The 26,117-nt window shown below is 63.7% G+C and carries 27 protein-coding genes, 1 tRNA gene and 1 pseudogene; 13 read left to right on the top strand and 16 right to left on the bottom strand.

Annotation, left to right across the window (positions count from 1 at the left end; genetic code table 11):
* Position 1: 1 nt before the first annotated feature.
* Positions 2–460, bottom strand: coding sequence for an Lrp/AsnC family transcriptional regulator (locus tag EXZ48_RS13090; RefSeq protein WP_130516352.1), 459 nt, complete (start codon positions 458–460; stop codon positions 2–4).
* Between the two features lie 129 nt (positions 461–589).
* Between EXZ48_RS13090 and EXZ48_RS13085 the strand changes: the two genes are divergently transcribed.
* Entirely contained in the window at positions 590–1,189 is a 600-nt protein-coding gene (locus EXZ48_RS13085) for a LysE family translocator (protein WP_130516350.1), read from the top strand.
* A 66-nt stretch (positions 1,190–1,255) separates the two neighbouring features.
* Positions 1,256–1,483, top strand: a complete 228-nt coding sequence (locus tag EXZ48_RS13080; RefSeq protein WP_130516348.1) for a hypothetical protein — start codon at positions 1,256–1,258, stop codon at positions 1,481–1,483.
* Between the two features lie 45 nt (positions 1,484–1,528).
* Here the strand turns inward: EXZ48_RS13080 and fabI are convergent, their stop codons facing one another.
* The 3 genes from fabI to fabA all read right to left on the bottom strand — a co-directional run bounded on the left by fabI (position 1,529) and on the right by fabA (position 4,160).
* Entirely contained in the window at positions 1,529–2,335 is an 807-nt protein-coding gene (gene fabI / locus EXZ48_RS13075) for an enoyl-ACP reductase FabI (RefSeq protein ID WP_023512505.1), read from the bottom strand.
* A gap of 5 nt (positions 2,336–2,340) precedes the next feature.
* Positions 2,341–3,564, bottom strand: a complete 1,224-nt coding sequence (fabB, locus tag EXZ48_RS13070) for a beta-ketoacyl-ACP synthase I (RefSeq protein WP_130516346.1) — start codon at positions 3,562–3,564, stop codon at positions 2,341–2,343.
* An 80-nt stretch (positions 3,565–3,644) separates the two neighbouring features.
* The gene (gene fabA / locus EXZ48_RS13065) at positions 3,645–4,160 is read right to left on the bottom strand and encodes a 3-hydroxyacyl-[acyl-carrier-protein] dehydratase FabA (RefSeq protein ID WP_023512507.1); all 516 of its coding nucleotides are present in this window, start codon (positions 4,158–4,160) and stop codon (positions 3,645–3,647) included.
* Positions 4,161–4,476: 316 nt separating this feature from the next.
* Here fabA and irrA point away from each other — a divergent pair, with 316 nt between their 5' ends.
* The gene (gene irrA, locus EXZ48_RS13060) at positions 4,477–4,896 is read left to right on the top strand and encodes an iron response transcriptional regulator IrrA (protein ID WP_024270001.1); all 420 of its coding nucleotides are present in this window, start codon (positions 4,477–4,479) and stop codon (positions 4,894–4,896) included.
* A 15-nt stretch (positions 4,897–4,911) separates the two neighbouring features.
* Here irrA and EXZ48_RS13055 read toward each other — a convergent pair whose 3' ends face one another.
* A complete protein-coding gene (locus EXZ48_RS13055) occupies positions 4,912–5,547 on the bottom strand; it encodes a trimeric intracellular cation channel family protein (RefSeq protein WP_023513601.1) in 636 nt (211 codons plus the stop codon).
* Between the two features lie 137 nt (positions 5,548–5,684).
* Between EXZ48_RS13055 and EXZ48_RS13050 the strand changes: the two genes are divergently transcribed.
* Entirely contained in the window at positions 5,685–6,158 is a 474-nt protein-coding gene (locus EXZ48_RS13050; protein ID WP_023513600.1) for a hypothetical protein, read from the top strand.
* 3 nt (positions 6,159–6,161) lie between these two features.
* On the opposite strand, the gene EXZ48_RS13045 is transcribed toward EXZ48_RS13050, so the two are convergent.
* Both EXZ48_RS13045 and EXZ48_RS13040 read right to left on the bottom strand, forming a co-directional pair.
* A complete protein-coding gene (locus EXZ48_RS13045) occupies positions 6,162–6,953 on the bottom strand; it encodes a YdcF family protein (protein ID WP_130516344.1) in 792 nt (263 codons plus the stop codon).
* A gap of 37 nt (positions 6,954–6,990) precedes the next feature.
* Positions 6,991–8,166: a TMEM43 family protein gene (locus EXZ48_RS13040; protein ID WP_130516343.1), complete on the bottom strand. Its 1,176-nt coding sequence runs from the start codon at positions 8,164–8,166 to the stop codon at positions 6,991–6,993.
* Between the two features lie 181 nt (positions 8,167–8,347).
* Here EXZ48_RS13040 and EXZ48_RS13035 point away from each other — a divergent pair.
* Positions 8,348–8,602, top strand: a pseudogene (locus tag EXZ48_RS13035) (DUF2934 domain-containing protein); the annotation flags it as partial.
* A gap of 28 nt (positions 8,603–8,630) precedes the next feature.
* On the opposite strand, the gene EXZ48_RS13030 reads toward EXZ48_RS13035, so the two are convergent.
* Both EXZ48_RS13030 and EXZ48_RS13025 read right to left on the bottom strand, forming a co-directional pair.
* Positions 8,631–8,706: transfer RNA gene (locus tag EXZ48_RS13030), tRNA-Ala, on the bottom strand.
* Positions 8,707–8,852: 146 nt separating this feature from the next.
* Positions 8,853–9,242 (bottom strand): TIGR02300 family protein, encoded by a 390-nt coding sequence (locus EXZ48_RS13025; RefSeq protein WP_023513807.1) that lies wholly within the window; start codon positions 9,240–9,242, stop codon positions 8,853–8,855.
* A gap of 270 nt (positions 9,243–9,512) precedes the next feature.
* Between EXZ48_RS13025 and aroA the strand changes: the two genes are divergently transcribed.
* The 4 genes from aroA (at position 9,513) to rpsA (ending at position 14,168) form a co-directional block, all read left to right on the top strand.
* Entirely contained in the window at positions 9,513–10,859 is a 1,347-nt protein-coding gene (gene aroA / locus EXZ48_RS13020; RefSeq protein ID WP_130516341.1) for a 3-phosphoshikimate 1-carboxyvinyltransferase, read from the top strand.
* 12 nt (positions 10,860–10,871) lie between these two features.
* Entirely contained in the window at positions 10,872–11,690 is an 819-nt protein-coding gene (locus tag EXZ48_RS13015) for a hypothetical protein (RefSeq protein ID WP_371687654.1), read from the top strand.
* Positions 11,687–12,319, top strand: a complete 633-nt coding sequence (cmk, locus tag EXZ48_RS13010; RefSeq protein WP_130516339.1) for a (d)CMP kinase — start codon at positions 11,687–11,689, stop codon at positions 12,317–12,319. The genes EXZ48_RS13015 and cmk overlap by 4 nt, the downstream gene beginning before the upstream one ends.
* Positions 12,320–12,461: 142 nt before the next feature.
* Complete coding sequence (gene rpsA / locus EXZ48_RS13005) at positions 12,462–14,168, top strand: 30S ribosomal protein S1 (RefSeq protein ID WP_024270000.1); 1,707 nt, start codon at positions 12,462–12,464, stop codon at positions 14,166–14,168.
* Between the two features lie 70 nt (positions 14,169–14,238).
* Here the strand turns inward: rpsA and EXZ48_RS13000 are convergent, their stop codons facing one another.
* Positions 14,239–15,789 (bottom strand): hypothetical protein, encoded by a 1,551-nt coding sequence (locus EXZ48_RS13000; protein WP_130516337.1) that lies wholly within the window; start codon positions 15,787–15,789, stop codon positions 14,239–14,241.
* Positions 15,790–16,196: 407 nt separating this feature from the next.
* Between EXZ48_RS13000 and EXZ48_RS12995 the strand changes: the two genes are divergently transcribed.
* Positions 16,197–17,579, top strand: a complete 1,383-nt coding sequence (locus tag EXZ48_RS12995) for a nicotinate phosphoribosyltransferase (protein WP_130516335.1) — start codon at positions 16,197–16,199, stop codon at positions 17,577–17,579.
* Between the two features lie 57 nt (positions 17,580–17,636).
* Entirely contained in the window at positions 17,637–17,972 is a 336-nt protein-coding gene (locus EXZ48_RS12990; protein WP_050745475.1) for a DUF6665 family protein, read from the top strand.
* A 3-nt stretch (positions 17,973–17,975) separates the two neighbouring features.
* Here the strand turns inward: EXZ48_RS12990 and EXZ48_RS12985 are convergent, their stop codons facing one another.
* From EXZ48_RS12985 to EXZ48_RS12975, 3 genes are read right to left on the bottom strand one after another with little or no spacing between them, the layout of a single operon-like run.
* The gene (locus EXZ48_RS12985) at positions 17,976–19,223 is read right to left on the bottom strand and encodes a hypothetical protein (protein WP_130516333.1); all 1,248 of its coding nucleotides are present in this window, start codon (positions 19,221–19,223) and stop codon (positions 17,976–17,978) included.
* Positions 19,224–19,274: 51 nt separating this feature from the next.
* Positions 19,275–20,111 (bottom strand): DUF817 domain-containing protein, encoded by an 837-nt coding sequence (locus EXZ48_RS12980; protein ID WP_130516592.1) that lies wholly within the window; start codon positions 20,109–20,111, stop codon positions 19,275–19,277.
* A gap of 43 nt (positions 20,112–20,154) precedes the next feature.
* Positions 20,155–20,781 (bottom strand): ribonuclease D, encoded by a 627-nt coding sequence (locus EXZ48_RS12975; protein WP_130516331.1) that lies wholly within the window; start codon positions 20,779–20,781, stop codon positions 20,155–20,157.
* Between the two features lie 111 nt (positions 20,782–20,892).
* Between EXZ48_RS12975 and EXZ48_RS12970 the strand changes: the two genes are divergently transcribed.
* On the top strand, positions 20,893–21,171 hold the full coding sequence (locus EXZ48_RS12970) for a hypothetical protein (protein ID WP_130516329.1): 279 nt from the start codon (positions 20,893–20,895) through the stop codon (positions 21,169–21,171).
* Between the two features lie 54 nt (positions 21,172–21,225).
* Complete coding sequence (locus tag EXZ48_RS12965; RefSeq protein ID WP_130516327.1) at positions 21,226–22,257, top strand: hydroxyacid dehydrogenase; 1,032 nt, start codon at positions 21,226–21,228, stop codon at positions 22,255–22,257.
* Positions 22,258–22,313: 56 nt separating this feature from the next.
* Here EXZ48_RS12965 and EXZ48_RS12960 read toward each other — a convergent pair whose 3' ends face one another.
* The 3 genes from EXZ48_RS12960 to EXZ48_RS12950 form a co-directional block, all read right to left on the bottom strand.
* A complete protein-coding gene (locus EXZ48_RS12960) occupies positions 22,314–22,568 on the bottom strand; it encodes a GlsB/YeaQ/YmgE family stress response membrane protein (protein WP_024270520.1) in 255 nt (84 codons plus the stop codon).
* Positions 22,569–22,663: 95 nt separating this feature from the next.
* Positions 22,664–23,953 carry an L-rhamnose catabolism isomerase gene (gene rhaI / locus EXZ48_RS12955; RefSeq protein WP_130516325.1) on the bottom strand — a complete coding sequence of 430 codons (1,290 nt, stop codon included), beginning with the start codon at positions 23,951–23,953 and terminating at the stop codon, positions 22,664–22,666.
* A 12-nt stretch (positions 23,954–23,965) separates the two neighbouring features.
* Positions 23,966–26,059: a bifunctional rhamnulose-1-phosphate aldolase/short-chain dehydrogenase gene (locus EXZ48_RS12950; protein ID WP_130516323.1), complete on the bottom strand. Its 2,094-nt coding sequence runs from the start codon at positions 26,057–26,059 to the stop codon at positions 23,966–23,968.
* Positions 26,060–26,117: the final 58 nt, after the last annotated feature.

The following is a 26,117-nucleotide window of genomic DNA, read 5'->3' as shown; positions in this document are numbered from 1 at the left end:
CCTACAAGGGAAGCGCGAAAGTCTGTTTGATCGTCTCGCTCGGCACGTCCGTCTTGACGGTCTGGATGCCGTTCCTGCGGGTGAGATGGGTCGACTGGAAGCGGCGATAGTCTTCCAGATCCGAGACGACGACGCGCAGCAGCGCGTCGCTCTCGCCGAGCATGATGTAACACTCCACCACTTCGGGCAGTCGCTTCATCGCCGCGATGAAATGGTCGATCGTTTCTGCGTCCTGTGCCGTCAGCGAGACGCGGGCGAACAGGGAGAGGGTGAGGCCGACCCTCGCCTGGTCGATCACCGCCACGTAGCGGCTGATGATGCCGGCCTCCTCCAGAAGCTTCACGCGCCGCAGGCAGGGCGACGGCGACAGGCCGACGCGTTTGGCCAGCTCGATATTCTGCAGCCGGCCATTCTGCTGCAGTTCTCGCAGGATACGGCGGTCTATCTCGTCCAGTTGCATTGAAATTCTCACAAACGTTCAAGCCGGATCACGGCATCCAATACCAAAATCTCCCCCAGTCTTGGCATCTTGGCAACCCGCTTGCGCGGAACGGCTGCTAGGCTTTGTCAGGTTTGACGGGAGAGCAGCATGGATTGGGCCTGGATACTGGCGGCCACGGGTTTCGCATTCGCCATGGCGGGCACGCCGGGGCCGAACAATACGATGGTGACAGCCTCGGGGGCCAACCATGGTTTTCGCCGGACGTTGCCGGTGGCCGTCGGAATGGGTGCCGGCGTGGCGGCCATCATCTTCGCTGTCGCTGCGGCAGGGGGAACCATCGTCTCCGAGCCGCGTGTGCACTTGGTGCTGAAATGGGTCGGCATCGCCTATCTGCTGTGGCTCGCCTGGCGCATCGCCACCGCGCCGGTCGGGGTGACGGGGGAGGGTGATCGGCGTCGGCCGTTCACCTTCGTCGAGGGCGCGCTGCTGCAACTCGTCAATCCGAAGCTCTGGGTGATGGTGGCCGGCGCTGTCGTCACTTATGGCGGTAGCACTGCTCAAGGCCTCGCCGTACCCGCCGCCTTTGCCGTTATTTTCGGCGGCGCGACGCTGGCGAGCACATTGGCCTGGGCCGGTATCGGCGTCGGTGCGGGCCGGTTCCTTGCCAGTGCGCGCAGCCTGAGGGTGTTCAACCGGGTGATGGCGCTGCTTCTGGTGCTGTCGCTGCTGCCCGTTTTGGGAGAATAGGTCGCATTGCCAATTGGCCGAAACAGGTTCACCATTCCCGAACCGTTTCAGTTCAGGAGACCCGCAATGGCTTTTGGACCTGCAAGGCCACCGATTACCGAAGATGTGGCGGAAGTCATCGCCAAGGATGTGAAGGAAGGGGAGGGGCATACGCCGACCTCCGAGGTGCCGCTGGCGTTCCTGAAGCGTGGAGCCGAGGGAAAGCCACTGGAAATGAACAACCGCGTGCAGGCGCTGTTCCTCGGCGTTCTGGCCGCCGTGCTCCTGCTCGTCGTCGTGCTGATGGTGCTCTGACGAAGGAAAACGGCGCGAAGTCCGAGAACATCGCGCCGTCTTTGGTTACTCGCTGTCGGCCTTTGCCAGACGCTCGAGCGTCGGCATGGAGGTGATGTTGTAGCCGGAGTCCACGTAGTGGATTTCACCGGTAACACCGCTCGACAGGTCCGAAAGCAGATACAGCGCCGAATTGCCGACATCCTCGATGGTGACGGTGCGGCGTAGCGGCGCGTTCTTCTGCTGCCAGGACAGCATGGCGCGGGCGTCCGAAATGCCGGCACCGGCGAGCGTGCGGATCGGGCCGGCCGAGATGGCGTTGACGCGAATGCCCTGCGGACCATAGTCGCCGGCCAGATAGCGTACGGAGGCTTCGAGCGCTGCCTTCGCGACGCCCATGACGTTGTAGTTCGGCATGATGCGCGTGGAGCCGCCATAGGTCAGCGTCAGCATCGCGCCGCCGTCCGTCATCAGCTCAGCCGCACGCTTGGCGATCTCCGTGAAGGAGAAGCAGGAGATGACCATCGTGCGCGAGAAGTTGTCGCGCGAGGTATCGGCGTAGAGGCCCTTCAGTTCGTTCTTGTCGGAAAAGCCGATGGCGTGCACGACGAAATCGAGCTTGCCCCACTTCTCCTTGATCGCCTCGATCGTCGCATCCACCGAAGCGATGTCCTCGACGTCGCAGGGAATGACGAAATCCGAGCCGAGTTCGGCGGCGAGCGGCTTGACGCGCTTGCCGAGCGCTTCGCCCTGATAGGTGAAGGCGAGTTCCGCGCCCTGATCGGCCAGTTTCTGCGCGATCCCCCACGCGATGGAATGGTTGTTCGCGACCCCCATGATGAGGCCGCGCTTGCCGTTCATGATCCCCGTCATTGACGTCATCCGTTGTGGCGCTGGAAGACCAGCGTGGCGTTCGTGCCGCCGAAGCCGAAGGAGTTGGAGAGAACCGTGTCGATCTTGGCGTTGTCGATGCGCTTGCGCACGATCGGCACGCCGTCGAATTCCGGGTCGAGCTCGGTGATATGCGCGCTTTCGCCGATGAAGCCGGCCTGCATCATCAGCAGACCGTAGATCGATTCCTGCACGCCGGCCGCGCCCAGCGAGTGGCCGGTCAGCGACTTTGTCGACTGGATATGCGGGATCCTGTCGCCGAAGACTTCGCGGATCGCACCAATCTCCTTGGAATCGCCGACAGGCGTCGAAGTGCCGTGCGTGTTGATGTAATCGACATCGCCCTTCACGGTGGAAAGCGCCTGACGCATGCAGCGGATCGCACCTTCGCCTGACGGGGCAACCATGTCGTAGCCGTCGGAGGTTGCGCCGTAGCCGACGATTTCCGCATAGATCTTTGCGCCGCGGGCCTTCGCACGCTCGTATTCTTCCAGCACCAGCACGCCGGCGCCACCGGCGATGACGAAGCCGTCGCGGCTGACGTCATAGGCGCGCGAGGCCGTCGTGGGCGTGTCGTTGTACTTGGAGGACATGGCGCCCATGGCGTCGAAGAGGTTCGACATGGTCCAGTCGAGGTCTTCGTGGCCGCCGGCGAACATGATGTCCTGCTTGCCCCACTGGATCATTTCCGCGGCATTGCCGATGCAATGCGCAGAGGTCGAGCAGGCCGACGAGATCGAGTAGTTGACGCCGTGGATCTTGAACCAGGTGGCGAGTGTCGCCGATGCCGTCGAGGACATTGCCTTCGGCACGGCGAACGGGCCGATGCGCTTGGGCGAATTGTTCTTCAGCGTGATCTCGGCAGCCTCGATCAGCGTACGGGTGGAAGGACCGCCCGAACCCATGATGATACCGGCGCGCTCGTTGGCGGCGTAGTCCGCCTCTTCCAGGCCGGAATCGGCGATCGCCTGCTTCATGGCAACGTGGTTCCATGAACCGCCCTGCGAGAGGAAGCGGGCGGCGCGGCGATCGACGAGCTCGCTCGTGTCGATGTTGGGCGCGCCCCAGACCTGGCACTTGAAGCCATGGTCGGCGAAATCCTGCGAGAAGCTGATGCCCGAGCGCGCATCGCGCAGCGACGCCGTCACTTCGTCCGCATTGTTCCCGATGGAGGATACGATCCCCAGACCCGTGACAACTACCCGTCTCATGTTTCCGACCTTTTCTAGAACGTCTCGTTGTGAAGGCGGCTTTGCGCCGCCCTCAGGCTTTCGATGGCTTTCGCGCCGCCTTAAGCTTCCTTGTCTTTCGACAGGCCGACGCGCAGGTCGGTCGCCTGATAGATGGTCTCGCCGTCGGCCTTCAGCCAGCCGTCCGCCGTGCCGAGCACGAGGCGGCCACGCATGACACGCTTGAAGTCGATGCCGTATTCGAGCAGCTTCGTGTGGGGGCGGACCATACCCTTGAACTTCACTTCGCCGGTCGACAGCGCCATGCCGCGGCCTGGTTCGCCCAACCAGCCGAGGAAGAAGCCGGTCAGCTGCCACATGCCGTCGAGGCCGAGGCAGCCGGGCATGATCGGGTTGCCCTGAAAGTGACAGGGGAAATACCAGTCATCGGGCTTCACGTCGTATGCGGCGCGGATATAGCCCTTGTCGAAGGCGCCGCCGGTCTCGGAAATATCGGTGATGCGGTGGACCATCAGCATGGGCGGCAGAGGAAGCTGGGCATTGCCGGGGCCGAACAGCTCACCGCGGCCGCAGCGCAGAATTTCCTCGTAGTTGTAGCTGGATTGCCTGGTCGTCATCGAATGTCTCATCCCCGGTCTGAACAACGCTTGATCTGCGTTAGATTTAGAGAAGGTGTGGCACGAATTGAAGCACCCGGCCCTTCTCCTTTTTGTCGCCCCGCCTTCTTCGGGCGGGACGTTCATTCAGCTGTCCGCATACATGATGCCAGCGGTGACAGCCAGCGCAAATTGCCGTGACAATAGCAAAGGCCCCGGTTTTTCCGCATGTTGAGGGCCTTCAGGCCGCCGCAATCCTATTGAATCCCGACGCTCGTAAAGTTATATCGAAAGTTCAAGATTGTTGTTCAAGGCCAGACAAGCGGATCCGTCGCCCATGACGCATGCACACGAGATGCCCATCGAAGAGCGCCTGCGCCATTGCGGCCTGCGCCCGACGCGCCAGCGTGTGGCACTCGGGGACCTGCTCTTCGCAAAGGGCGACCGTCACCTGACGGTGGAAGAGCTGCACGAAGAGGCCGTCACGGCCGGCGTTCCGGTATCACTGGCGACCGTCTACAACACGCTGCACCAGTTCACCGAGGCCGGTCTCATCCGGGTTCTGGCGGTCGAAAGCTCGAAGACCTACTTCGACACCAACGTGTCGGACCATCACCATTTCTTCGTCGAGGGCGAGAACCACGTGCTCGACATTCCCGTGAGCAACATCGCCATCGGCAACCTGCCGGAGCCGCCCGAGGGCATGGAGATCGCTCACGTTGACGTGATCATCCGCCTGCGCCCGAAGAAGGCCTGATCGCGGGATTGCGCCTCACATCACGTCGTCCGGATGCCGCCCCGGCCGCGGCTTGTAGACCGGAAAGCACCAGCCGAAGCGCAGCGCCCCGCCGCGCACGATGAAGGCGGCGCCGATACCGATGGCGGACGCGATCCAGAGAGGTGCGCCCGCTACGCTCGCCGCCGTAAAGCCCGCCGCGCCGATCAGCGCCGCGGTGATGTAGATTTCCGGCCGCAGCAGCACGGAGGGCTCGCCCGCCAGAAGATCGCGCAGGATGCCGCCGAAGCTGGCGGTGAGCACGCCTGTCGTGATAGCCACCGTCGGCGAGCCGGTGGCCGCAAGGCCCTTTGCCGCGCCCATCACGCAATAGGCCGAGACACCCATGGCATCGAGCCAGAGCAGCAGGCGGTAGCGCGACTCGATACGGTGCGCCAGCACGAAGACGACAAGCGCAACTGCGATGCAGACGATGAGATAGGTCGGGTTCACCACCCAGAAGACCGGTGTCGCGCCGAGGATGACGTCGCGGAACGTGCCGCCGCCGATGCCCGTCGCAGCGGCAAGGAAGAGGAAGCCGATGATATCGAGCTGCTTGCGCGAGGCCGAGAGCGCGCCGGTGGCGGCAAAGACGGCGACGCCCGTGTAGTCGAGCAGTTCCAGGATCGACACGCATTCCTCCTTCGCCGCCAAGCCTCGCGACAGCTTTCCTGCGCTAGAGTGCGCGCCCGTACGCCCGGGCAGAATCAGGCGCGGCGCCGGCCCGTCCGCATATTGACCGAATCGCCCGCCATGGAAAGGTTTGACAGATGGCCATCCGCATCAGAACCCTTGCACTTCTCGCCGCCGCGCTGGTTTCGACCATCCTGCCGGTCCGTGCGGCGGAGATCGTGCCGGATGCGCATGCGGCCGTCGAGGCAGAGGTCGCCAAGCGCTGCAAGGCGCCGATCTTCGGCGAGGATTTTGCCGACAACGTCGATTTCAACAATGACGGCATCGTCGACGCGATCTTCAATCTCGGCGCCGTCAATTGCGACGGCACGCCGGGTGGCCTCTGCGGCAATGTCGGCTGCCCCCATGAGTTCTACATCCAGGTCGCGGAAGGCGGCTATTTCCTCGCCGCCAATGCCGATCTCTACGGCTACGAGATGAAGAAGCGCTACGGCAACATGGTGCTGGAGCTGAAGGCCAATGCCGCAAGCTGCGGGCGGGACGATTCAGAGTATTGCATCATGACCATCCGCGTGCGCGGCGCCCAGTTCGATACGATCTCGAAGAAATAGGGCCTATTGCGGGAAGAGCGCATGGGTGCGGCCGGCGAAATAGTAGAGCAGCAGCCCCGTCCATTCCCGGAGCGCCGTCGTTGTCAGCTGGCTGTTGGTTGAGGGCTGGGTGAAATCGAGTGCCAGGCCGGCATGGCCCGTCGTGCGGAAATCCGTCGGCCAGGGCAGAACCTCGAGACCGAGCTTGCTGAACAGGCCGACCGAGCGCGGCATATGGAAGGCTGAGGTCACCAGCAGGCAGCGATCCAGCCCGTTTACGGCGAGCAGGTCTTTGGTGTTCGCGACATTCTCGAAGGTCGTGCGGGATTCGGTCTCGCGGATGAGCCGGTCTGCGGGCACACCGAAGGCTTCGAAGAAGCGCGTTGCCACTGCCGCATCGCCCTCGTAGCTGCCGCTCAGCGAGCCGTCACCGCCGGAAATGAGGATCCGCGAAGCCGGAAATTCCCGCGCCAGCCGCAGCGTTTCGATGAAGCGGTCAGCCGCCTGGTTCATCTCGAAGCCGCCGCGTGCCGCAATCACCTCCGCCTCGATGCCGCCGCCGAGCATGATGATGCAGGTAGGGCCGCCGGCGGGCAATACCGCCCTTGGAATACGATCTTCCAGCACTTGCAGGAGGACAGAGCCCGTCGTGGTGAACAGCGTCACGAAAAGCACGAGAGCGGCGAGCCCGCTCGCCGCCGCCCGCAGACGGTTCCATTTCAAAAACCCGGCCAGAAGGCCGAAAGCAAGCAACAGAAGCGCAAGCGACAGGGGCTGGGCTGCCAGCCAGAAGATCTTCGAGGCGTAATAGGTCACGCGCTACCCACTGTTCGTTGCCGTGTCCGCGCCGGTCTCAGGCCCGCCCGAGGGCAGGTGCCGTCGCCGCCGCCTTGCCGCGCCGCAGATAGAGGATGCCTGTCGCCAACGCAACGCCGGCCGCGAGAACCGCGATGGCGATCAGCGGGCGGTAGGCGATCCAGGCAATGGCGATGACCGCCGGCCCGATCAGCAGCGTGAGAATAAGCGCGATCGCCGTCGTGCCGAAGCGCACGATGGAGCCGACGAAGGGCACGACGTCCGCGATGACGCCGAGGATCGACAGGATGAAGGCGAAGCCGATGAAGATGCCGATAAGCCCGCCGACCCGCACCAGCCAGGTGATGATCGTGTTCTCGCTCTGCGCCGCATCGAACATGGCGGCCGCATCGACGAGACCGGCATCGCTGAGGAAGAGGTCGCGTCCGTTGGTCGTCTTGTAGGGTGTCAGGCCGCTGCCGCGCTGGGCGCCGACGAAACTCGCCTCGGCAATGTCGGAACGCTCGAAGCGGATGCGGATGTCGCCGACCTGCGGATCCTCGGGATTGAACGAGAAGACGGCCTGGCCGGCGATCGTCGAGACGGGCTTGCCGAGTGCCACGGCCTCGCCCATCCGGTTCACGTCCAGCGCGGTGAGCGGCACGGGCCGTTCATCGCCAAGACGCGCAACGGCGCGACCGTCCACGCTGAAGGCGCCGATGGTTGCCGATTCCACCGGAAAGCTTGCATCGTCGATCGGCTTTTGCGGGTTGTCGTGGCCCGACTGGCGGAAGCTGCCGGAGCTGACCTCGTTGCGCTTCCATTCCTTGTGGTAGGAATAGGTGGTGACCGTCTCCTCGCTGCCGCCGAGCTGCTTGCGCGTCTCCGATTTCGAGGTCTCCACCCACTGGTACATCTCGACGATGCGTTCGAGCCCGCCCGCCCCTTCGGCTGAAATGCCGAGCACGTCGTCCTCCGGCACGCCGACCGGCTTCACCGGTCCGGAAATGTGCACGAGCTTGCCGTCATTCGCCGGATCCACGCTGCCATTGTCGACGGAGACGACGAGGCCCGCGCCCTCGACGAGCGCCCGATAGGTCTTCACCGACCGGCCTTCGTTCCAGAACAGGAGCCAGATGCAGGCGATGAGAAGGATGAAGCCGACCACGATCTTGATCAGCGCCCCCTTCAGCCTGGAGAACCAGGACGTGGTCGTCGTTTCCGTAAAGCTCATGATTGTCCCCCGACAAGGCGTGCGTCATGCCAGAGACGCGCGGCAGGACATGCTTATTCGCGCTTCCTGAACTGCGCAAGCGGGGACATAATGAGCCGGAGGCGAGGGCGGAGCCCCGGAACATCTTCTCCCCTCCGCCGTTGTCGCAAAAACGGAAGGGAGCCAGTCCATGACCGACGATCGCGAAGAGAAAATCCGCAAGCGCGCCCACGAGCTCTGGCTGCAGCAGGGTCGGCCTGAGGGCAAGCCTGATGACCACTGGTACCAGGCGGAACGGGAAATCGACCAGGGGGACGGAGAGATCGAGGGTGACGACGTTCCGAACCTCGCCGCCCTGCGCGAAGCCGTCCGCGAACACACGGATGCCTTCCTGGTAAAGACGGACCTGGAGGATGCCGACCAGCGCGAAGTGCCAGGCACACGCGAGCAGCCTTAGGTTCAGCCTGTCAATCCTGAGGAAGGTTTGGTGGAGCTAAGCGGGATCGAACCGCTGACCTCTTGCATGCCATGCAAGCGCTCTCCCAGCTGAGCTATAGCCCCATAACGGGTCCGGCAGAGCCGGTTTCCGGGAACCGAAGCGGCGTTGCCGTTCGGTGTGGCGGCTTATTACTTCCGGGTTTCGGAGATGGCAAGCCGAAAAATGAAATCCGGCCGATTTTTTTGAAACCGGCCGGAAAATCAAACTCTTATGCTTCGTCTTCGTCGCCGGTCACGCCGATGAGGCCGGACATGTCGTCATCGTCGTCGTCTTCGTCCTGTTCGAGGAACGTATCATCCTCGTCGCCGTCGATCTCGACGTCGTCGTCGCCGAGGTCCGGCAGGTCGTCGCCGCCTGCTGCATCCTCGTCGGCATCCTCAAGCGAAACGAGCTCGACTTCCGTGTTCTCGGTATCGACTTCGTTCACGTCCTCGTCCTCGTCCTTCTCAAGGACGGCGGCTGCCGACGTTTCCTCGAAGAAGGAGAGCGGATAGGACTTGCCCGTGTAGGGGGAAACGATCGGGTCGCGGTTCAGGTCGTAGAATTTCCTGCCGGTTTCCGGGTCGATGCGTTTGGTTCCGAGTTCCGCTTTTGCCACAGTCAAAGCCTTCTCTGTGCCGTATGTTTCCGGCGGGGCCGGGGTTCCGGCGCGTTGAACGGTAAAATGATTAGCCGGTCCCCTTAATCGTCTTGGGCAATCCTGTCAAAGCCTAACTTTGGGCCGGACATGGAGCAGGCGCTGAGGGGGCGGTACGACGAATGTTTTTCGCCGGGATGATGACGCTTTAAATCGTTTGTGATAGCAAGCCCGCGTTCTCCCCGGGCGATCCTCTCCGGGGAGCCGTGGATGTATATAAGGAAGACGACCATGTCGCATGGCGCCAGTGCACGGCCCGCAACCGCCCGCAAATCCTCCGGCCTGTCCGGGACCGTCCGCATCCCCGGCGACAAGTCGATTTCCCATCGCTCCTTCATGTTCGGCGGCCTTGCCAGCGGCGAGACGCGCATCACGGGCCTGCTCGAAGGCGAGGATGTGATCAATACGGGCAAGGCCATGCAGGCCATGGGCGCCAAGATCCGCAAGGAGGGCGACACCTGGATCATCAACGGTGTCGGCAACGGCGCGTTGCTTGCGCCCGAGGCGCCGCTTGATTTCGGCAATGCCGGCACAGGCTGCCGCCTCACCATGGGCCTCGTCGGCGTCTATGATTTCGATTCCACCTTTATCGGCGACGCCTCGCTGACCAAGCGCCCGATGGGCCGCGTCCTCAATCCGCTGCGCGAAATGGGTGTGCAGGTGACGTCCGCCGACGGCGACCGCCTGCCGGTCACGCTGCGCGGGCCGAAGACGCCGACGCCGATCACCTATCGCGTGCCGATGGCCTCCGCGCAGGTCAAGTCCGCCGTGCTGCTCGCCGGCCTCAACACGCCCGGCATCACCACGGTCATCGAGCCTATCATGACACGTGACCATACCGAAAAGATGCTGCAGGGATTTGGCGCCAACCTCACCGTCGAGACGGATACGGACGGCGTGCGCACGATCCGCCTTGAAGGCCAGGGAAAACTCACCGGTCAGGTCATCGATGTGCCGGGCGACCCGTCCTCGACAGCCTTCCCGCTGGTCGCGGCACTGCTCGTGCCGGGCTCGGATGTGACGATCCTCAACGTGCTGATGAACCCGACCCGCACCGGCCTCATCCTGACGCTGCAGGAAATGGGCGCAAACATCGAAGTCTTGAACCCGCGCCTTGCCGGCGGCGAGGATGTCGCGGACCTGCGTGTGCGCTCCTCCGACCTCAAGGGCGTGACGGTGCCGGAAGACCGCGCGCCGTCGATGATCGACGAATATCCCGTCCTTGCCGTCGCCGCCGCCTTCGCCGAAGGCACGACGGTCATGAACGGCCTGGAAGAGCTTCGCGTCAAGGAAAGCGACCGTCTCTCGGCCGTCGCGGTCGGCCTGAAGCTCAACGGCGTCGATTGCGACGAGGGCGAAACCTCGCTGATCGTGCGCGGCCGCCCGGATGGAAAGGGCCTCGGCAACGCCTCGGGCGCCGCCGTTGCCACCCATCTCGACCACCGCATCGCCATGAGCTTCCTCGTCATGGGCCTCGTCTCGGAAAACCCCGTTACGGTGGACGACGCGACGATGATCGCCACGAGCTTTCCGGAGTTCATGGACCTCATGACCGGGTTGGGCGCGAAGATCGAATAAAGGAGTGTCGGCTTGAGGGGAATCGGCGCGAGGGCATTGCGCGTCGCGCTTGTCTTTTCTCTTTTGACCGCGCTCACGCAGATTGGCGGCGCCGCGTACCTTGCCGGGCGTTGGCTGGCTCGGCGGGGCGAGGTTACCCGGCTCTCGGCTCGTCTTGCGATTTTCCTGTCGGTGTATGTTTCGGCAACGACCGCTGCGGCACTTACGGCACCTCTTTTCGGTCGTGTGCCGTTGTCCTGTTTCGGGAGTGGCAGCCTGCAAGTCCAGTCCCCGCTTTATTGCGCGCTGAGTCGCAACTTCGTCACCGTTGAGGCCAAGCGCGCTGCAGAAGCGCTCTCGGCGGCTATGGCTCTGGAGTTTCCCGGGACTGTCACGCTTGTTCTCGACGCCAATTTTCCGTTTCTGGACGGTTTCCCGCTTCTGCCCCATCTGTCGCACGATGACGGACGCAAGCTCGACATTGCGTTTTACTATCGCGATGAGAAGGGCACGCCGCTGAACAGGGCTGCGCGCTCACCGGTCGGCTACTTCGTCTTCGAAGAACCTGTGCCCGGCGCATCATTGCCATGTACCGAACGTGACGATCTCTTGACACTTCGGTGGAACATGGGGTTTCTGCAAGGGTTTTTTCCTGCATGGACGCTGGACGAAGCTAGAACGGGTGCAGCCTTGCGCTGGCTTGCCTTGGAGGGACCGGAATTCGGTGTGGAACGGATTTTCATTGAGCCGCATCTGGCCGCACGCCTCGGTGTCGCCCATCCGTACGTGCGGTTCCAGGGCTGCCGGGCTGCGCGCCATGACGATCACATCCATTTTCAGGTGACGGAATGACTTTCACAATCGCCATCGACGGACCGGCTGCCGCGGGCAAGGGTACGCTGTCGCGCCGGATTGCGGAGGATTATGGCTTTCATCACCTCGATACGGGCCTGACCTATCGCGCGACGGCCAAGGCGCTCATCGATCGTGGTCTGCCGCTCGATGACGAGGCTGTCGCGGCCGAGGTGGCGCGCACGCTTGATCTCGGCGGGCTCGACCGGGCGGTGCTGTCCGCTCATGACATCGGTGAGGCGGCCTCCAAGATCGCGGTCATGCCATCCGTGCGCCGCGCGTTGGTCGAGGCGCAGCGCGGCTTTGCGGCGCGCGAGCCGGGCACGGTGCTCGATGGGCGCGATATCGGCACGGTCGTCTGCCCGGATGCGGCGGTGAAGCTCTATGTCACGGCTTCGCCGGAGGTGCGCGCCAGGCGCCGCCATGACGAAATCCTCGGCAATGGCGGGATGGCCGATTTCGAGACGATCCTCGACGACATCCGCCGGCGGGACGCGCGTGACATGGGCCGGGCGGACAGCCCGTTGAAACCGGCCGATGATGCGCACTTGCTTGATACCTCGGAAATGGGTATAGAGGCGGCGTTTTCGGCGGCCAAGTCGATCATCGACGCCGCATTGAAGCACTAGCTTTTCCTTCCGGAATTGCACCAGCATAGAACAAGGCCTGTCCCCGCGCCGGATTTGCTGCCTCAAGGGCAGCGGGCATGGCCTCGTTCCTCATCAACGCTAACCCCCGGCGCCCGTGCCCACAGGCACACCAGGAGTTTCAATGTCTCAAGCAAACCCCACGCGCGAAGATTTCGCAGCCCTTCTGCAGGAATCCTTCGCCGCTAACGATCTCGCCGAAGGCTATGTCGCCAAGGGCATCGTTACCGCGATCGAAAAGGACGTTGCCATCGTCGACGTCGGCCTCAAGGTTGAAGGCCGCGTCCCGCTGAAGGAATTCGGCGCGAAGTCGAAGGACGGCACGCTGAAGGTCGGCGACGAAGTCGAAGTTTACGTCGAGCGCATCGAAAACGCTCTCGGCGAAGCTGTTCTTTCGCGCGAAAAGGCTCGCCGCGAAGAAAGCTGGGCCAAGCTCGAAGTCAAGTTCGAAGCCGGCGAGCGCGTCGAAGGCGTCATCTTCAACCAGGTCAAGGGTGGTTTCACCGTCGATCTCGACGGCGCCGTTGCCTTCCTGCCGCGTTCGCAGGTCGACATCCGTCCGATCCGCGACGTCACCCCGCTCATGCACAACCCGCAGCCCTTCGAAATCCTCAAGATGGACAAGCGTCGCGGCAACATCGTCGTCTCGCGCCGTACGGTTCTCGAAGAGTCGCGCGCCGAGCAGCGTTCTGAAATCGTTCAGAACCTCGAAGAAGGCCAGGTTGTTGACGGCGTCGTCAAGAACATCACCGATTACGGTGCGTTCGTTGACCTCGGTGGCATCGACGGCCTGCTGCACGTCACCGACATGGCCTGGCGCCGGGTCAACCATCCGTCGGAAATCCTGTCCATCGGCCAGCAGGTCAAGGTTCAGATCATTCGCATCAACCAGGAAACCCACCGCATCTCGCTCGGCATGAAGCAGCTCGAGTCGGATCCGTGGGATGGCATCGGCACCAAGTACCCGACCGGCAAGAAGATCTCCGGTACGGTCACGAACATCACCGACTACGGTGCGTTCGTCGAGCTGGAGCCGGGCATCGAAGGCCTGATCCACATCTCCGAAATGTCCTGGACCAAGAAGAACGTTCACCCCGGCAAGATCCTGTCCACGAGCCAGGAAGTCGACGTGGTCGTTCTCGAAGTCGACCCGACGAAGCGCCGCATCTCGCTCGGTCTCAAGCAGACCCTCGAGAACCCGTGGCAGGCCTTCGCGCACAGCCACCCGGCTGGCACGGAAGTCGAAGGCGAAGTCAAGAACAAGACCGAATTCGGCCTGTTCATCGGCCTCGACGGCGACGTGGACGGCATGGTGCACCTCTCCGACCTCGACTGGAACCGTCCGGGCGAGCAGGTCATCGAGGAGTTCAACAAGGGCGACGTCGTCAAGGCTGTCGTTCTGGATGTGGACGTCGACAAGGAGCGCATCTCGCTCGGCATCAAGCAGCTCGGCAAGGACTCGGTCGGCGACGCCGCTGCGTCCGGCGATCTGCGCAAGAACGCCGTCGTTTCGGCTGAAGTCATCGCGATCAACGATGGCGGCATCGAAGTGAAGCTCGTCAACCACGAGGACATCACGTCGTTCATCCGCCGTGGCGACCTGTCGCGTGACCGTGACGAACAGCGTCCGGAGCGTTTCTCGGTCGGCCAGACCGTCGATGCGCGCGTCCTGAACTTCTCGAAGAAGGATCGCAAGATCCAGCTTTCGATCAAGGCGCTCGAAATCGCCGAAGAAAAGGAAGCCGTCGCACAGTTCGGTTCGTCCGACTCGGGCGCTTCGCTCGGCGACATCCTCGGCGCGGCTCTGAAGAACCGCAACAACGCCGAATAAGCCTTTCGTTTATCTCGACATCAAGAACCCGCGGAGAGCGATCTCCGCGGGTTTTTCTTTTGAGCTTTGCTCAGGTCCAATAGTCGCCGAGCTTCTGGTAGAAGACGAGGCCCGGCTCGATGACGCCGACCATTTCAGCGGTCTTTTCGCGGCGCTTCGCCATGTCGGCCGCCTCGGGTTCTTCGCCGTCGGCGTCGAAGGTGGCGTCCTCGCCCGCCTCGCCGCCGGCTTGCTCCTCGTCGCCATGCTCTTCGTTCGCGCTTTCGTCCTCCTCGCCCCGTTCGCGGCCCTCGGGCCAGTCGAGGTCCTCCTCGGCCGGCAGATAGGGCACGAAGGCGAGCGGTATGCCTTCGCGCAGGATGGCGGCCGAAAGCAGCCTTTCCGGCGTCACATCGGCCAGCGCCGCCTGAAGGGCATGCAGCGCCTCGCGGGCCTGCGGCATCGCAAGGGTGTCGTCCGGCTCTGCGGTCTGCACCGGCTGGGTGGGTGTCGCTTGGGACGGTGTGGTACGGGCCTTGCCGGCCTCGGCGACCGCTTGGGCTTCTTCGCTGCCGTCGGTCCCGAAGAGGGCAGGAGCCGGGTCGTCCGCGGGGCCGAGCGGGCGTTCCAGGAGGGAGCGGATGAAATTCGCCTCTTCCGGCGTCAGGTTCTCCAGCATCTGCGCGACGGCCGGCATCAGCAAGGCCGGCGTCATATCGCGGGCGACGGCCTGCAAAATGCTGCGGGCCAGGGCCTGTCCGGCTGCATTGGCGACCTGCGCCTTGACCGGGACGTCTTCCCGCTTTGCGGCTGGTGTTGCCTTCTCGCTTCCCTCGACGTCCTCGTGGCGCAGCGCCGCTTCCGTGGCCTCGACGGGCAGCGGATGGCCAGCCTTGCCCGTCGGTGTCGACGCGGGCTGAGCGCTGCGCGCCGTGGCGTTTTCCCCAGCGGGCAGCGGGGTAGGGCCGTCAAGCGCGAGACGGCCGGCGGCGGTCTCGAGCGCCCGGGCCGTTGCCGGGCGCGATTTGCCGCCGTCGAAGTCGAAGATGCGCTTCAACATCGTCTGCAGGGCACGGGCATCGCCGAGAAGCTGTGCCGGCTGGCCAGCTTGCTGCGGGCTATGACGCCCGACTGCGGCAAGCTGCTGGGCGTTCAGCCCAAGTGGCTTCTGCTGGCTTTCCATGGGCTGGGGCGCCGGCGTGTCGGCCTTGAGGTTTGCGGAAAGCAGGGTGGCAAGTTTCTGCGCCTCTGGCCCGTTCGGGTTGCGCAACACCTCGACGAGGCTGCGCGTCGGCATGGAGGAGAGCACGGTGCTGATGAGCTTTTCGACGCTCGGACGAAGCTCCGGCGGCAGCTTGGCGAGAAGATCGGCGAGCTTTCGGCCATCTTCTGCCTCCCGGCCGGGCAGCGCCTTCAGCACGGCAAGCAAGGTTTCGAGAAGATCGCGGCCCGGGTTTGCCTCCCCGGTGCGCGGCATATGCTTCAGCATGGTTTCGATGAGGCGCAACAGCACTTCCGTCCTGAGGTTGGCAAGGGCAGCGGCAGAAAGCTGCGGCCTGGCGGCGGCCTCGACCGATGCGCCTGCCGGAACGGCAAGGGAGGGCTGCACGGTATCGGTCGTCGTTGCCATACGCGGCAGCATGCCTGCCTCCTGTTCTCCCTGCCGATGCCATCCGCATCGCAAGGTCTGCCAATGATCCATCTTCCTTCGGATGGCGCATCATGCGCGACGCTGCGAGCTGGTGAGCTTTCGGCCCGGACGAGCCGGGCAGGAACGAGGGAGGCGGGATGCAACCCGGCAGGCACGGAACCACACGGCTGTGCCAGACGGGCGAGCCCGAAACTCCGAACAACTTTCCATAAATTACAATTGGCATTTTATGGTTAACGAATTGCTAATGCGTGGAGTCGCGCTTCGCGATGCAGCATTGCCCACCTCGAATTGTCCCGCGCGGCGGCCCTTGCCCCTTATGCTCAGCTCGCGTAAATCTTCGCGGCACTGTTGCGCCGCCGCCCGTTCGTCGGCCGCGGATGCGGCGGAGACCCTTGATGAACCTCACCAACCTCATCCTCAACACCGACAGCTACAAGTTCAGTCACTATCTGCAATATCCGCCGGAAACACGCGCCATTTCCTCCTATGTCGAGGCGCGTGGCCATTCCGAGCACGCGGAAGTGCTGTTCTTCGGCCTCCAGATGTTTCTCAAGGAGTATCTGTCGAAACCGGTGACGATGGCGGATGTGGACGAGGCCGAGGGCATCGTCACGGCGCATGGCCTGCCGTTCAATCGCGCGGGCTGGACGCATATCGTCACGAAACATGGAGGCTTCCTGCCGCTGCTCATCGAGGCGCTGCCCGAGGGCACGCTGGTGCGTCGCGGCGTGCCGGTAGCGCAGGTGGTGAACACTGACCCCGACTGCTACTGGCTGACCTCCTACATCGAGACGGCGCTGCTGCGCGCCATCTGGTATCCGAGCACGGTCGCCTCCAATTCCCGCAAGGTGAAGCAGATCATCCAGCCGATCCTGGAAAGGACCTGCGACGATCCCGCCGCCGTGCTTCCCTTCCGCCTGCACGATTTTGGCGCGCGCGGCACGACCAGCTTCGAGCAGGCGGGCATTGGCGGGGCAGCGCATCTCGTCAATTTCATGGGGACCGATACGGTGAGCGCCGTGCTCTTCGCGCGCCGCTACTACGGCGCCGAAATGGCCGGTTTCTCCATTCCCGCCTCCGAGCATTCGACCATGACCTCCTGGGGCCAGGAGCGCGAAGCCGAGGCCTATGGCAACATGATCGACCGCTTCGGCGACAAGGGCCTCTATGCGGTCGTGTCCGACAGCTATGACATCAACCATGCCGTCACGGAGATCTGGGGCAAGCAGCTGAAGGATCGGGTGCAGGCCGCCGGCGGCACGCTCGTCGTCAGGCCGGACAGCGGCGACCCGGTGGAAACGCCGGTTCAGGTCGTGCGCCAGCTTGCCTATGCCTTCGGCACGCATCTCAACGCCAAGGGCTACAAGGTGCTGGACAACAGCGTGCGCGTCATCCAGGGGGACGGCATCTCGCCCGCCGATATCGGCCTCATCCTCGGCCGGCTGGAAGCCTTTGGTTTCTCGGCGGAAAACATCGCCTTCGGGATGGGGGCAGGGTTGCTGCAGAAGGTCAACCGGGACACCTATTCCTTCGCCATGAAGGCCAATGCAAGGCAGAGTACCGACGGCGCCTGGCACGATGTCTACAAGCGTCCGGCGACGATGAACCTCAAGGCTTCGAAGGCAGGGCGCCAGGCCGTGGTGGCGGGTATCAGCGGTCTTGAGGCCGCTCGCATCGACCAGCTTGCTGGCCGCGAGAACCTGCTGCAGCCCGTCTGGCGCGACGGCAAGCTCCTCGTCGACTGGACCTTCGAGGCGGTGCGCGCCCGCGCCGCCTGAGGCCTTGCGGCAAGGCTTTCGCCGCGCCATCTTGAGTTCTGTGACTGGAGACGAAAGATGACCGTTCGCCCGCCGCAAGCGCTCGCTCCCTCCTTCAACAAGGAGACGGGGCTCAATATTCTCGAATACGAACTGATGTCGGAGCGGGCTGACGCGCTCGGCCGGCACGGGCTCAAGGTGGAGAAGGCGCTGGAACTGCTGGCCGCGCGTCTTGCTGCGGGCTGTGGCGAGGCGGAACGGGAAGATCTCATCAACGATGCGGCCGACAAGGTCTGGGCCTTCTTCATCCAGCGGGAAATGTGTGGCCTGCGAAGCCAGAAGGACGCGATCCGCCGCTACGGCATTCCGCCGGAAGTGATTGCCCGGCTCGGCATCGTGCGGCGCAAGACCTGACGGTTACAGAGCGATGATCTGGCGGGTGATGAGATCGTAGATGCCGTTGTCGTCGACGCGCAGTGCGAAGATTTCCTTGCGCGCTGCGTCGCGTTCTTCCTGCTCGCGCACGCCGGCGGCATCGAGATTGCGGACCGCTTCGCCCGTGGTTTCTGCGGGAATTTCGTTGGTGTCGCCGGCTTCTGTCTGCTTTGCGGGAGCCTTGCCGGCAAGCTGGGTCGTCTCTGCGCCGGCAGCGAGAAGCTGAATGGTGTCGAGCGCGGCTGCGGCCGGGTCACCCCGCCGCTTGTCTTCCCGTATGCGGTTGGCGTCGGTATGGGCGCGGCCGACGGCGTCCTGAAGTTCCTGGACGTCCTCCAGCTTCTCGCCGGCTTCCAGCGAACGGATCGTCTCCTCGCGCTCCTTGCGTGTTTCCGCATCCTCGATGCGGGTCGGATCACGCCGGGTCCGGTCGAGCTTCAGTTCCTCGATGGTTTTCGGGTTCGCCGCGTCCTCCAGACGGGCGAGCACCTTGCGCATCTCCGGCGTCAGCGCCTTTTCGGTCTCGGCCTTTTCGGTAAGCGCCTCCTTCACCCGTTCGGCTTCCGTGCCGTAGGGGTTGCGGATCGCCGCGATGAGATCGGCCGCCTTGAGGCCGAGATCGGCAAGGCCTGATTTCTTCTCGAGCGTCGCCACGTCTTCCGGCAGCTCGCCGCGAAGACGCGTCAGCATGCCGGAGAGGCGCTGCTCGAAGTCGGCATCCGCTTCGCCTTCGCCCTGCGTGACGCCGGCGGTAAGCGCGAGGCGGGCGACGAGGTTGGCGGCCGCATCGTCGGACGGGCCTGCCATGGCCTGCTTGACGGCCGTGAGGGTTGTCCCGAGGCCGCGAAGCGTGACATCGAGTGTGCTGCCCCTGGCGGGAAGCGATATCTGATCGACGAGCGCCAGCCGGTCGGCCAGGCGCTGGGCAAAGGCGCGGGCGCCTTCGCCGTCCTGCTGCGTGACGCCGAGTGTGTCGCTGAAGCGGGAAATAAGCTTGGCGAGCGTTTCCTCGCCGCGGGCATTGCTGCCGAAGAAATGTTCGTTGATGCGCGCATTGGCTTGCCGCGTCGTATCGTCGGAGTGAAGATGCGCCTGTTTCTGGGCGTCGTCTTTCGGCTGTCCGCTGGCCTTCTCGGCCTCTTCGCGGCGGCGCTCCTCAAGCGTTTCGACGATCGACTGCATCGCCGAGACGGCGGCGGTCGATTGCGCGCTTTGCAGGGGTGTCAACATGGCAACCTCCGGTCTCGCCGGAAGAATAGGCTGCAGGGGATTAACCGCGCGTTAAGCCTGCGCCTGCGGCTTTTCGGGGGTGTCGGGCGGCTGCGGTCGGCAGACGATCGTCACCAGCACGAAGCTGACATAGAGCAGGAGATACCACGAGCCGAGCTTGGTGAAGGGCACCATGTGCCAGGTCGTCTGGCCCGGATAGAGCCACACCCCCGTCGCCGTGCCGATGTTTTCGGCAATCCAGAGAAAGATGGAGGTGAGGAAGGCCGCGACGACGAGCGGCATCCAGCGCGGCTTCTCCTCCACCGTGTAGTAGATGCGCACGCGCCAGAAGAGCAGCACCGTCGCGGCGAAGAGCCCCAGGCGGATGTCGATGATGAAGTGATGCAGGTAGAAATTGACGTAGATGGCGATCGCCAGCAGCGCCGTCATCCAGAAGGGCGGATAATGGGTGAAGCGCATGTCGAAGATGCGGATGGCACGCGCCATGTAGCTGCCGACCGAGGCATACATGAAACCGGAAAACAGCGGCACGCCACCGACACGGATGATCGCCTCCTCCGGGTAGACCCAGGAGCCCATATGGACCTTGAAGATCTCCATGGCCGTGCCGACGAAGTGATAGATGAGGATGACCTTCGCTTCCTCGAAGGTCTCCATCTTCAGCGTGAGGAACGTCACCTGGATGGCGAGCGCCATCACGAAGAGCGCGTCGTACCGATGGATCGGCCAGTCGGGCTGCCAGACGAGTTTCGTCAGGATGATCAGCCCCAGCATGAGCCCGCCGAAAAGGCAGGCCCAGGCCTGCTTCAGCCCGAAGAGGATGAATTCCGCAAGACCGGGCGGGAGCGTCTCAAGCCGGCCGCGGATCAGGCGGCGCAGCGGTTCCAGCGTCGGCCCGGTCTGGTGTTGCCATCCGTTCTGCACGGGCGGCTCAGCTATGGGCGAAGATGTCGGTTTCCTCCCAGCCGAGCAGGTCGAGCTTGGCGCGGGTCGGCAGGAACGTGAAGCAGGCCTCCGCGTGCGCCAGCCTGCCGTCCCGCACGAGGCGCGCCATCAGCTTGTCGCGCAGGGCATGGAGATGCAGCACGTCGGAGGCGGCATATTCGAGCTGCGCCGGGGACAAAGTCTCGGCCGCCCAGTCGGAAGACTGCTGCTGCTTGGAAATGTCGACTTCCAGCATTTCCTTCAGATTGTCCTTCAGGCCATGCCGGTCCGTATAGGTCCGCGTCAGGCGCGAGGCGATCTTGGTGCAGAAGACCGGAGTCGTCGTCACGCCGAAGGTGTGGAACAGAACGGCGATATCGAAGCGGCCGTAGTGAAAGATCTTCTGGCGGGCTGGGTCTTCCAGCATCGCGACAAGGTTCGGTGCGTCCTTCTGGCCCGCGGCAATGCGGATGACATCGGCGCTGCCATCGCCCGGCGAAAGCTGCACGACGCACAGCCGGTCGCGGCGCGGGATGAGGCCGAGCGTTTCGGTGTCGATCGCGATCGCGCCGGCATAACGGGCCGCATCCGCCGCCGAGATATCACCTTCGTGATACCGGATTGCACTTGCCATGAAAAACCCCATCTAAGCTGTCTCTGTGTCCGCAGGCCTATAGCGCATGTTTCCGGCCTGCGGTACTTCTTTATGGATTGCGAAGGATCGGCCCTGCTGCCGAAAGATGATATGACGAAACGATTGGTCCTTGCCGCTCTTGCCGCGATGCTGCTTGCGCCCGTAGCCAGCGCACAGGTTTTCCATGATCTGCCTGGCGTCGTGACGACCGAGCAGGACGAGGCCGAGGAAGCGGTCTCCTGCTCCCCGCACTATGTGCCGCCGCCGGAAAACAGCACGAAACGCCAATGGGGCCATACGGTCTACAACTGTACGCGTGGCGGTGTGACCTCGAGCGGCAGCTATCTGCCGCTGTCGCGCGAGCGGAGCCTGCGCGGCTACGACTGGTAGCGCGCCCTTTCATGCCCCGACCGTTCCGGCCGGGGTCGTTCATCCGGAGGAGCCATGACCGACGAAAGCCTGCCGCTGGTGATCAGCGTGCCCGAACCGCGCACGCTGGACCTCATCTTCACCCCCGCGGCAGAGGCCGCTTTGCGCCGGGCCTATCGTATTGTCGAGGCTGATCCCGAAGACATAGCCGCGCTTGGCGACGCGGTGCTCGGCCAGGCGCGCTATATCCTCGGACAGCCGCCGCTTTCCGCCGAAACGCTGGCGCGCATGCCGAACCTGCGCGCGATCCTCAATGTCGAGAGCAATCTCCTCAACAACATGCCCTATGAGGTTCTGTTCGAGCGCGGCATCCATGTCGTCACCACTGGCCAGGTCTTTGCCGAGCCGGTGGCCGAACTCGGCCTTGCCATGGCGCTGAACCTTGCCCGCGGCGTGATCGACGCCGATGTCGCCTTCCGCGAGGGGACGGAATTGTGGGGCGGGGACGGCAACCGGTCCGCGCGCCTCCTCTCTGGCTCCGAGATCGGCGTCGTCGGCTTCGGTGATCTCGGCCGGGCGCTGAACCGCGTGCTCTCGGGCTTCCGCGCGAAAATCCGTGTCTTCGATCCCTGGCTGCCGCCCTCGATGCTGCGGGATGTCGGGGTCGAGCCCGCCTCGCTTTCCGAGGTGCTGGCCATGAGCGACTTTGTTTTCGTCGTCGCCTCCGTGACAAGCGAGAACAAGGGTTTTCTCGGGGCGGAGGCCTTTGCCTCGATGCGCAAGGGCGCGGCCTTCATCCTGCTCAGCCGGGCAGACGTCGTCGATTTCCCGGCGCTGATGGCGGCGGTCGAGACCGGCCATATCGTTGCGGCAAGCGACGTTTATCCGGAGGAGCCGCTGCCGGCGGACCATCCCGTGCGCCGGCTGAAGGGCTTCGTCCGCTCGGCCCACCGCGCGGGTGCGCTGGACAGCGCTTTCAAGAAGATGGGTGACATGGTCTTGGAGGATATGGCGCTGATGGATCGCGGCCTGCCGCCGATGCGCTGCAAGCGGGCCGAGCGTGAGACGGTCTCGCGCATGCGCTCCAAGCCGGTGAGCGTCAACTGAAACGAAAAGGCCGTGGCGGGGAACCGCCACGGCCTTTTCGCTTTCATGGCGTGCGATCAGGCGCGCTTGATGACCTTGATGAGCACGAGCAGGATCACCGCGCCGATCGTGGAATGAATGATCGCGGCGATGATGCCGCTGCCGAGGCTGACGCCGATGGCCGGAAAGAGATAGCCGGCGATGAAGGCGCCGACGATGCCGACGACGATGTTGCCGATCAGGCCGAAGCCGAAGCCCGAAACGATGAGGCCGGCCAGCCAGCCCGCAATCGCGCCGACGATGAGGAAAACGAGAATGCTTTCAATGCCCATACGATGCTCCCTTAGACAGTCTCATTCTGTCCCTGTTCAATCTGGCAGCCGTTTTCCGGAAAGCAAGAGGGGCTGAAAACTTCTCTTCTGCGGTGTCAGACGATGCCGCCGCCGCCGCCTGCCACCGCCGGCCGTTCGCTCGCCACCTTCGCCCGGTAACCGGCGGCGCGAAACGTCGCGACCGGATCGATCGCGCCGCCCGTCTCCAGCCGCGCCATGGCGAGGATCGGCTCGACATCGGTGCGAAAACCGGCCTTCAGCGTCTCTGAGGCCATCAGCGCGTCGTTCGTCTCCTGGTAACCGGCGAGTGCCGCGCGATCGACGATGAGGCCCTGCGCATAGGCGCGGCAGACCTCCATGGCGCTGCGCATCAGGCTCTCGATCGGGTCGGTGACATTGTGGCTCTGGTCGAGCATATGCGCCGGCGAAAACCCCTCGGCCTGCCGCACTTCCGCATCCACCAGCTCGTTGAAGACGAGGAAGAGGCGATAGGGATCGATCGAGCCGGTATCGAGATCATCGTCGCCATATTTCGAATCGTTGAAATGGAAGCCGCCGAGCTTCCTGAACTGGATGAGCCGGGCGACGATCATCTCGATATTGACGTTCGGCGCATGGTGGCCGAGGTCGACGAGGCAATGGGCTTTCGGGCCGAGTTCCTGCGCGATCAGGTAATTGCTGCCCCAGTCCTGCACGACCGTCGAATAGAAGGCCGGCTCGTACATCTTGTGCTCGGTAAACAGCCGCCAATCCTCCGGCAGCTCTTTGTAGATGGCCTTCATCGCATCGAGATAACGCTCGAAACTCCTCGTGAAATTCGCCTGCCCCGGAAAGTTCGTGCCGTCGCCGATCCACACCGTCAGGGCCTTGGAGCCGAGCGCATTGCCGATGGCGATGCATTCGAGATTGTGCTCGACGGCCTGCTGTCGCGTCGCGGCATTGGCGTGCGAGAGCGAGCCGTATTTGTAGGAATGCTCCTGCTGCGGCGCATCGGAGAAGGTGTTGGAGTTCATCGCGTCGAAGCCGAGGCCGAGGGCATGGCCCCTTTCTTTCAACGCCTTGAGGTCCGTCACCTTGTCCCAGGGGATGTGCAGCGAGACGGTCGGCGTGGCGCGGGTCAGTTCCTGGATGACGGCGCAATCCTCCAGCTTGTCAAAGATGTTGCGCGGCTCGCCCTCGCCGGGAAAACGCGCAAACCGCGTGCCGCCGGTGCCGACGCCCCAGGAGGGCACCGCCACCGCATAGGCCGCGACCTTTCGCTTCACCGCATCGATATCGACGCCGCGGCGGGCGAGCTGCGCGCCGAGATGCGCGTAGTCGCTCTTGAGATCGGCGACCCGCTTGTCGTTTTCGCGCGAAACAACGTCTTCGGAAATCATCGTCATCGGCAAAATTCCTCAGCGCGTGAAGGACTGGGCATTGCCCGCGTCGACATTGATGATGTTGCCGGTCGATTTCGCCGACATGTCGGAGGCGAGGAAATAGATGGCTTCCGCGATATCCTCCGGGAAGACCGAGAGTTTCAGCATGGACCGCTCGCGGTAATGCGCTTCGAGATCGTCCGTCTTATAAGTGGCGGCACGCTGTTCCTTCCACTCTCCGGTCCAGATTTTCGAGCCGCGCAACACCGCGTCCGGATTCACCACGTTGACGCGGATCTGTTCCGAAGCGCCTTCCAGCGCCAGGCACCGGGCGAGGTGGATTTCGGCGGCCTTGGCGGTGCAATAGGCCGATGCGCCGGGGGAGGCGGCAAGGCCGTTCTTGGAGGCGACGAAGACCACGTTGCCGCCCGCCTTCTGCCGGCGGAAGATGCGGAACGCCTCGCGCGAGACGAGGAAATAGCCTGTCGCGAGAATGCCGATGTTCTTGTTCCACAGTTCCAGCGTCGTGTCCTCTATGACTGCCGAGGAGGCGAGGCCGGCATTGGAGACGAGGATGTCGAGGCCACCGAATTCCACCAGCGTGTCGGCAAAACTCTTTTCGACGAGCGCTTCGTCGGTGACGTTCATCGAAACCGAGCGCACGACATCCTTGCCATAGCGGCCGGCAAGCTCCTTCTCGGCCGACGCCAGCGCCGTCTCGTCGATATCGGCGAGCACCACGCAGGCACCCTCCGCCATCAGCCGCTCCGCTGTCGCCTTGCCGATGCCGCCGGCCCCGCCCGTGACGAGCGCGATGCGGCCGGCCAGGCTCTTGGGCTTCGGCATGCGCTGGAGTTTCGCCTCCTCCAGCAGCCAGTATTCGATGTCGAAGGCCTCCTGCTCCGGCAGGCCGACATAATCGGAAACGCCGGAAGCGCCGCGCATCACATTGATCGCATTGACATAGAATTCGCCGGAAATGCGCGCCGTCGCCTTGTCCTTGGCAAAGGTGATCATGCCGACGCCGGGCACGAGATAGACGACCGCGTTCGGGTCGCGCATGGCGGGGCTGTTGTCCCGCTTGCAGCGCTCATAGTAGGCCGCGTAGTCGGCTCGGTAGGCGGCAATCGCATCGGCAAGGCCGGCAAGCGCCCTGTCGATATCCGGATCGGCCGGATCGAAATCGACGACCAGCGGGCGGATCTTCGTGCGCAAAAAATGGTCCGGGCAGCTCGTGCCGAGCGCGGCGAGCGGGGCAAGATTCTTCGAGGTCACGAAATCGAGCACGGCCTCGCCATCGTCGAAATGGCCGACCTTCTTCTCGTCCCGGCCGATCATGCCGCGGATGACCGGCATCAGCTTTTCCGCAATCGCACGGCGTTCCGTGGCCGGCAGCACCGGCTTCACCGCACCGCCGAAGGCGGGAGCCACGTTATTTTCCTCGAACCAGCCGATCGCCTTGTTGATGATCTCGACCGTCGTCTCGTAGCATTCTTTCGCCGTATCGCCCCAGGTGAAGAGGCCATGGCTTTCCAGCACCACGCCGCGCGCGCCGGGATTGTCCAGGCAGAATGTTTCGAGCCACAGGCCCAGCTCGTAACCCGGCCGCTTCCACGGCAGCCAGCCGATGTCGTCGCCAAAGATTTTCCGCGTCAGCTCGCGGCTGTTTTTTGCGGCGGCAATCGCGATGATCGCGTCCGGATGCATGTGGTCGACATGTTTCTTCGGCACATAGGCATGCAGCGGCGTATCGATGGAGGCGGCGCGCGGGTTGAGGTTGAAGGTGCAGTGGGGGAGGTAGCCCACCATCTCGTCCTCATGCGCGACGCCGCGATAAAGCCCCTTCAGCGCATGGAGCTTTTGCATGTAAAGCGTTGCAAACCCATCCATCCTGATCGTGCCGACATCGCCGCCCGAGCCCTTGACCCAGAGCACTTCGACCGCGCCGGCGCCGAGGGGGTCCGTCTCCGTCACCTTCGCCGAGGTGTTGCCGCCGCCGTAATTGGTGATGCGCTTGTCGGAACCCAGCAGGTTGGAGCGATAAAGCAGCCGCTCGGCTTCGCTCATCGTCGACGCCCTGGCGTCATCCCACAGGTTGGCAAGGCGTGCGCCCTGGTTCTTCTCCAGCATCGGCATTTCCTCCCGGTATTTCCTAGGCGCAAGGCTATCGCCGCGCTTGAAGGCATGC

Source organism: Shinella sp. JR1-6 (genome assembly GCF_004284735.1).
Taxonomy (GTDB): domain Bacteria; phylum Pseudomonadota; class Alphaproteobacteria; order Rhizobiales; family Rhizobiaceae; genus Shinella.
The sequence above is the reverse complement of the archived record's forward strand: the minus strand, read 5'-3'. Positions and strand labels throughout refer to the sequence as shown.

Excerpts from the sequence above, each read along its gene's own strand:
- EXZ48_RS12975 (WP_130516331.1), bottom strand. The coding sequence starts at position 20,781 with ATGGCAAGTGCAATCCGGTATCACGAAGGTGATATCTCGGCGGCGGAT.
- EXZ48_RS12995 (WP_130516335.1), top strand. The coding sequence starts at position 16,197 with ATGAACCTCACCAACCTCATCCTCAACACCGACAGCTACAAGTTCAGT.
- cmk (WP_130516339.1), top strand. The coding sequence starts at position 11,687 with ATGACTTTCACAATCGCCATCGACGGACCGGCTGCCGCGGGCAAGGGT.
- rpsA (WP_024270000.1), top strand. The coding sequence starts at position 12,462 with ATGTCTCAAGCAAACCCCACGCGCGAAGATTTCGCAGCCCTTCTGCAG.
- EXZ48_RS12965 (WP_130516327.1), top strand. The coding sequence starts at position 21,226 with ATGACCGACGAAAGCCTGCCGCTGGTGATCAGCGTGCCCGAACCGCGC.
- fabA (WP_023512507.1), bottom strand. The coding sequence starts at position 4,160 with ATGACGACCAGGCAATCCAGCTACAACTACGAGGAAATTCTGCGCTGC.
- EXZ48_RS13090 (WP_130516352.1), bottom strand. The coding sequence starts at position 460 with ATGCAACTGGACGAGATAGACCGCCGTATCCTGCGAGAACTGCAGCAG.
- irrA (WP_024270001.1), top strand. The coding sequence starts at position 4,477 with ATGACGCATGCACACGAGATGCCCATCGAAGAGCGCCTGCGCCATTGC.
- fabB (WP_130516346.1), bottom strand. The coding sequence starts at position 3,564 with ATGAGACGGGTAGTTGTCACGGGTCTGGGGATCGTATCCTCCATCGGG.
- fabI (WP_023512505.1), bottom strand. The coding sequence starts at position 2,335 with ATGACGGGGATCATGAACGGCAAGCGCGGCCTCATCATGGGGGTCGCG.
- EXZ48_RS12970 (WP_130516329.1), top strand. The coding sequence starts at position 20,893 with ATGACGAAACGATTGGTCCTTGCCGCTCTTGCCGCGATGCTGCTTGCG.
- EXZ48_RS12985 (WP_130516333.1), bottom strand. The coding sequence starts at position 19,223 with ATGTTGACACCCCTGCAAAGCGCGCAATCGACCGCCGCCGTCTCGGCG.
- aroA (WP_130516341.1), top strand. The coding sequence starts at position 9,513 with ATGTCGCATGGCGCCAGTGCACGGCCCGCAACCGCCCGCAAATCCTCC.
- EXZ48_RS13080 (WP_130516348.1), top strand. The coding sequence starts at position 1,256 with ATGGCTTTTGGACCTGCAAGGCCACCGATTACCGAAGATGTGGCGGAA.
- EXZ48_RS13085 (WP_130516350.1), top strand. The coding sequence starts at position 590 with ATGGATTGGGCCTGGATACTGGCGGCCACGGGTTTCGCATTCGCCATG.
- EXZ48_RS13040 (WP_130516343.1), bottom strand. The coding sequence starts at position 8,166 with ATGAGCTTTACGGAAACGACGACCACGTCCTGGTTCTCCAGGCTGAAG.
- EXZ48_RS13000 (WP_130516337.1), bottom strand. The coding sequence starts at position 15,789 with ATGCTGCCGCGTATGGCAACGACGACCGATACCGTGCAGCCCTCCCTT.
- EXZ48_RS12950 (WP_130516323.1), bottom strand. The coding sequence starts at position 26,059 with ATGCTGGAGAAGAACCAGGGCGCACGCCTTGCCAACCTGTGGGATGAC.
- EXZ48_RS13050 (WP_023513600.1), top strand. The coding sequence starts at position 5,685 with ATGGCCATCCGCATCAGAACCCTTGCACTTCTCGCCGCCGCGCTGGTT.
- rhaI (WP_130516325.1), bottom strand. The coding sequence starts at position 23,953 with ATGACGATGATTTCCGAAGACGTTGTTTCGCGCGAAAACGACAAGCGG.
- EXZ48_RS12990 (WP_050745475.1), top strand. The coding sequence starts at position 17,637 with ATGACCGTTCGCCCGCCGCAAGCGCTCGCTCCCTCCTTCAACAAGGAG.
- EXZ48_RS12960 (WP_024270520.1), bottom strand. The coding sequence starts at position 22,568 with ATGGGCATTGAAAGCATTCTCGTTTTCCTCATCGTCGGCGCGATTGCG.